Genomic DNA, 5,720 nt, shown 5'->3' with positions numbered 1-5,720 from the left:
GACAAGATTAAGGAAGCTTTGGCGGAGGTAGAAAAGGCAGAGGTAAAATTACAGCTTGGATTCGTTCGTCGTTTCGATCGTTCTCACAAGAAGGTAAGAGATGTGGTGGCATCCGGCCAGTTAGGAAAGCCTTATGTAGTAAAGGTTTGCTCCAGAGACCCTGAAGCACCACCTATGTCCTATGTGGCAGTATCCGGCGGAATCTTTATGGATATGATGATTCACGACTTTGACATGGTTCGTTACCTTGCAGGCTCCGACATTACCGAGGTAAACACAGTAGGCGCTTGCCTGGTAAATCCTGACTTTGCAAAGTATGACGATGTGGATACCGCTATCGTAACCTTGAAGTTTGCCAACGGTGCCATCGGCGTAATCGACAACTGTCGTCAGGCGCCCTACGGTTATGACCAAAGAGTGGAAGTACATTGCGAAAAGGGTTGTGTACAGGACAACAACAATCTGGAAAATGAAGCTTATATCAGCACTGCATCCGGTGTGGAGGGAGCAAAGCCCACATGGTTCTTCTTAGAGAGATATAACGATGCCTTTATTGCGGAAATGGAGGACTTCGTAGATGCAGTATTGGAGGGCAAGGAAGTACCTGTAGGCGGTAAGGACGGTTTGGAATCCGTACGGGTGGCTATGGCGGCAAGAAAGTCTCTGTTAGAGAAGCGCCCTGTACAGCTTAGTGAAATCTAAGAGCAGAATTCTTCTATATAGAAGAGAAATGTTCTTGATCGATAAAATAACCCGTTCCAAGAGGAACAAAAATCCATTTTATAAGAGAGGTAATCAAAATGTTTAAAAAAGCACTTGTAGTTTTAATGGCAGCATCTGCTCTTTCCTTCGCTCTTACAGGATGTGACAAGACTGAGACCAAGACAGAAAATGCAGGAACCGAGGCTAAGTCCGAGGAAGGCAAGTCCGAAGAGGCAAAGTCTACAGAAGCTAAGGAAGGCAAGACAGAGGAGAAGGCTGAGGCGAAGTCCGATTCTTCCGAGGATCCATTAGCCGGAGCAAGCTTCGAAGGGGATTATAAGATTGACGTAATCTTAAAGACCACCTCCTCCGAGTACTGGAGCTATGTGGTAGCCGGAGCAAAGGCATTTGAGAAGGATCACCCAAATGTTAAGGTTGAGGTTAAGGGAGCAAGCTCCGAGACTGCTTATGACGAGCAGCAGAATATGATCGAGACAGACTTAAACTCCGGAAGCTATGACGGATATGTTATTGCTCCATTACAGGCTGACCTGGTTAAGACTCTTATCGCAGGACAGACCAAGCCAATCGTAGCAGTAGATACCAATATTGATGCTAAGGAAGTTTTATCTTTCGTAGGAACTTCTAATGACACTGCAGCAAAAGAAGGCGGAAAGGCTGCCGTTGAAGAAGCTAAGAAGAGAGGCTGGACAGAGATTAAGGCCATCTCCATTTCCGGAGTACAGGGAGACGGAACAGCAACAGCAAGACTGAAGGGATATCAGGAAGGTATCAACGAAGCAGGCGGAGAGTTCTTGGAGAAGGAAATCCAGTATGCTGACGCCGTAGCAGATAAGGCTGTAACTTCTATGGAAGCTATTATGCAGAACCACCCTGAAGGAATCGCTATCATTGCATGTAACAATGACGATATGGCTATCGCAGCAGCAAGAGCAGCTAAGGGCAACGAAGCATACAAGAACACCATTTTCATGGGATTCGACGGCATCAAGTCCGCATGTGAGGCTATCCTTGAGGGAACAGAGTCTATGTCCGTTGCACAGGAAGCTTATGACATGGGATACAAGTCTGTAGCAGCAACTGTAGCAAAGCTAAACGGAACAGAGCTTCCAGAGTTCATCAACTCCGGCGTTTCTATCATCACAAAGGAAAATGCACAGAAGAGATTGGATGACCTGAATTCTTACTTAGGAAAGTAATCATAGCTTTGAAAATCAAATCAGCCGGAAGATAGCGGATGCTTCCGAGCAAAATGAAGTGAATCTAAGCACAACAAAGGGATGTTTCTCCTCATAAGAAAACATCCCTTTTCTCGAAAGAAGATAAAAAAGAAATTTTTTTCAAATACATTTTTGTGAAAATCATAACAGGCACTATACACAAGAGTAAAATAAAGGGGAAAGCATGAAGGAAAGTATTGTACAACTGAAAGATGTACGCAAGACCTTCCCCGGTGTGGTTGCGCTAAGCAAGATGCAGTTAGATGTACGTAAAGGCGAGATTTTAGGATTGATCGGAGAGAATGGAGCAGGAAAGTCTACGCTGATTAAAGTATTAACTGGGGTATACCATCCGGATGAGGGGCAGATCATCGTAGAAGGACAGGAAAGACAATTTAAAACTCCACAGCAGGCCATTTCTGCGGGAATCTCCTGCGTATACCAAGAATTGAATATTGAGAAGCTGCTTTCGGTAACCGACAATATGTTTATCAACAAGTGGATTCGTAAAGGGCCTTTACTGGACTATGGGAAAATGCACCAGATTGCCCAGGACATGATGAAGAAGTTGGGATTGGACGTGGATGTACGGAAGCCGGCAGGACACTACGGCATGGGAGTTCAACAGATGATTGAAATCTCCAAGGCGCTCCTGGCCAATGCCAAGTGTATCATCATGGATGAGCCTACCTCTTCCTTATCGGAAAAAGAGGTAGAAGAGCTTTTGAAAATCTGTAGAGATTTACGGGCGCAGGGGATTGGCATTATCTTCGTGTCCCATAAGCTGGAGGAGCTGTTCCAACTCTGTGACCGGATTACCGTTATCCGTGACGGAGAATACATTGATACCAAGGACGTGGCGGATTGGGACAATGACAGCCTGATTAAGGCCATGGTAGGTCGTTCTCTGGATAACCAATTCCCGAAGGAAGCAGGGGTGCGTTCTGAAAAACCATTGTTGGAAGTAAAGAATATTCACCGTAAGGGCGTGCTCCACAATGTATCCTTTAAGGCTTATGGCGGAGAGGTTTTAGGATTTTCCGGACTGGTAGGTGCGGGAAGAACAGAAACCATGAGAGCCATCTTTGGAGCGGACCCCATTGACGGAGGAGAAATCTATATCCGTGGGGAAAAGGTGGATATTAAGAATCCCAAAGATGCTATCCGGGCTAAAATTGCTTTCCTGACCGAGGACCGGAAGGGACAGGGACTGATTTTAAATGAGTCCATTCAAAATAATCTGATTTTGGCGAATTTAAAGGGCTATCAGAAGGGCTTGTTCTTAAGTCAGAAAGATATGGATAGCATGGGTGAGGGCAGAATTAACGAGCTAAGCATTAAGTGTCCCAGCCAGGAAGAAAGAGTAGGACAGCTTTCCGGCGGAAACCAGCAGAAGGTGGTTATCGGAAAGTGGTTAAATACCAATGCAGATATCTATATCTTGGATGAACCTACCAGAGGAATCGACGTAGGAGCCAAGGTGGAGGTGTATCAGGTGATTAACCGTTTGGTAAAAGAGGGAAAATGTGTCATCATGGTGTCTTCCGAAATGCCGGAAATCCTGGGAATGAGTGACAGGGTACTGGTAATGCGCGAAGGAAGAATCACCGGAGAAATGTCAAGAAGTACAGATGCTTTCAATCAGGAATCCGTGATGAAAGCAGCTTGGGAGGTATAAGATGCAAAAATCAAAATTAGGAAATTTAAGTAATTATATTGGAACATTTGCGGCACTGATTATTCTGTGTATCGCATTGGCATTGGCTTCTCCCAACTTCTTGGATAAGGCAAATCTGATGTCCATCTTAAAGCAGACCTCCTTTAACGCGCTGCTTTCCACCGGAATGCTGCTTACTCTGATTACTGCAGGAATCGACCTTTCCGTAGGAGCAACGGCAACCTTTGGAGCCTGTGTGGCAGGAGCTATGGTAAGAATGGGAGTGACCAATCCGGTATTCTTGTTCTTGGCTGTGTTAGTAGTAGGCGGTGTTGTGGGACTGATTAACGGTCTTCTTCTTACCCGTCTTCACCTGCCTCACCCCTTCGTATCCACTCTGGGTATGAAGAATGTGCTTTGGGGAGCAGCTTTAATTATCACTTCCTCTCAGATGATCAGCTTCTCCAACACCGGAGCAGAGGGCATCATGGTACTGGGAAGTGCCACCATCTTAGGGGGATTCCCCATCAGCTTCGTGGTGGTTATCGCCATTTATATCCTGATGCATATCCTTCTGACAAAAACTGCCTTAGGTCGTTCCATCTACTGTGCAGGAGGAAATATGGAGGCTACCCGCCTTTCCGGAATCAATGCGGACAATGTATTAACCTTCTGCTATGTGCTTTCCGGCTTTATGGCAGGTTTTGCAGGAATCGTATCCATCGGCCGTTCCGGAATCTCCAACGGTGCAAATGCTATTCAGCCCTATGATACAGACGCCATTGCAGCTTGTATCATCGGTGGAGCATCCTTCATGGGAGGAAAAGGAACCATGGTAGGAACCATGCTGGGCGCATTAATTATTGCGGTACTCAGAAACGGATTTACCCTTCTTTCCGTACCATCCGCTTGGCAGAACCTTGTGCTTGGCTTGGTAATCATTGGCGCCGTACTTCTGGATGTAACAAGAGAGAGAATGCAGAAGAAAAAGAAATAAGACAAATTTCCAGCAGGTCTATTCCATCGAAAATTGAATAGCTGAAAAATGAATCTAAAGCGGATTTGTTCCTAAAAAATGTGGGCAAGAATAACTCCACTGTTAGTGAACAAATCCGTGATTTTTTTATGGAAACAATACAAATAGAAAACATACAACAATAGGAGAAAAATATGAGCGAGATTAAAGTGGGCATCGTAGGACTGGGACGCTTAGGAAAGGTACACGCAAGAAACATAGCCTTTAAAATTCCCGGAGCAAAGCTGGTGGCTGCCTGTTCCATTATGGAAGCGGAATTACAGTATGCAAAGGAGGAATTGAAGGTTTCAGAAACTTTTACATCTTATGAAGAGATGTTGGACAAGGCAGATATAGATGCGGTAGCCATCGTAAGCTCCAGCCCCTGCCACTGTGATCAGATTGAAAAAGCTTTGGCCAAGGGTCTTCATGTCTTTACGGAAAAGCCTCTTGGGGTGGATGTGGAAGAATGTAAAAAGGCGGAGAAGGCAGTGGAGACCCATCCCGACCAGGTATTCTTCTTAGGCTTTATGCGCCGTTTTGATCCCTCTTACAGTTACGCGAAGAAAAAGATTGAAGAGGGTGCAATCGGAATTCCCTATATGGTAAAGGCAACCGGAATCGATCCGGAGGCGGCTGTAGAGGGTGCTATCAAGTTTGCCCCAACCAGCGGAGGCCTTTTTATCGATATGGCTAGCCATGATGTGGATCTGATTCGTTGGTTTTTAGGAAGTGAAGTAAAGGAAGTCTACGCCCTGGGAGCAAACTTTAAGCATCCGGAATTTTTATCCTGCAACGATACGGAAACCGGTGCGGCATTGTTCCAACTGGAAAATGGGGGCATCGCAGAGCTTCATGTGGGAAGAACCGCAGCCCATGGCTACCATATTGAAACAGAAATCGTGGGAACGGAAGGCAGCATCAGAATCAGTCCCGTGCCGGAGAAGAATCTTGCCATCCTCTATGACCGCTACGGTGTAAGACAGGAATGTGTAGAAAGTTTCCCGGAAAGATTTGATGAGGCGTACCTTTTGGAAATGCAGGAATTTGTTCAGTGTATTATCGAAAAGAAGAAGCCGAAGCTTTCCGTATATGACGGAACCCG

General features: G+C 45.6%; 5 protein-coding genes. All 5 read left to right on the top strand.

Features of this window, described 5'->3' with window-relative positions; genetic code table 11:
- A partial coding sequence (locus ACO4PX_RS08150) for a Gfo/Idh/MocA family protein (protein ID WP_485572230.1) occupies nucleotides 1-702 on the top strand: 702 nt, incomplete at its 5' end.
- 98 nt (nucleotides 703-800) lie between these two features.
- Complete coding sequence (locus ACO4PX_RS08145) at nucleotides 801-1,922, top strand: sugar ABC transporter substrate-binding protein (protein ID WP_485572229.1); 1,122 nt, start codon at nucleotides 801-803, stop codon at nucleotides 1,920-1,922.
- Nucleotides 1,923-2,127: 205 nt separating this feature from the next.
- Nucleotides 2,128-3,621, top strand: coding sequence for a sugar ABC transporter ATP-binding protein (locus tag ACO4PX_RS08140; protein WP_485572228.1), 1,494 nt, complete (start codon nucleotides 2,128-2,130; stop codon nucleotides 3,619-3,621).
- Nucleotide 3,622: 1 nt separating this feature from the next.
- On the top strand, nucleotides 3,623-4,597 hold the full coding sequence (locus tag ACO4PX_RS08135) for an ABC transporter permease (protein WP_315270405.1): 975 nt from the start codon (nucleotides 3,623-3,625) through the stop codon (nucleotides 4,595-4,597).
- A 173-nt stretch (nucleotides 4,598-4,770) separates the two neighbouring features.
- Nucleotides 4,771-5,720 (top strand): Gfo/Idh/MocA family protein (locus ACO4PX_RS08130; RefSeq protein WP_485572227.1); only part of this gene is annotated, 950 nt, incomplete at its 3' end.

The organism is Oribacterium sp., assembly GCF_057249185.1.
Note: the sequence above shows the minus strand (reverse complement) of the source record. Positions and strands in the feature narration are given on the sequence as shown.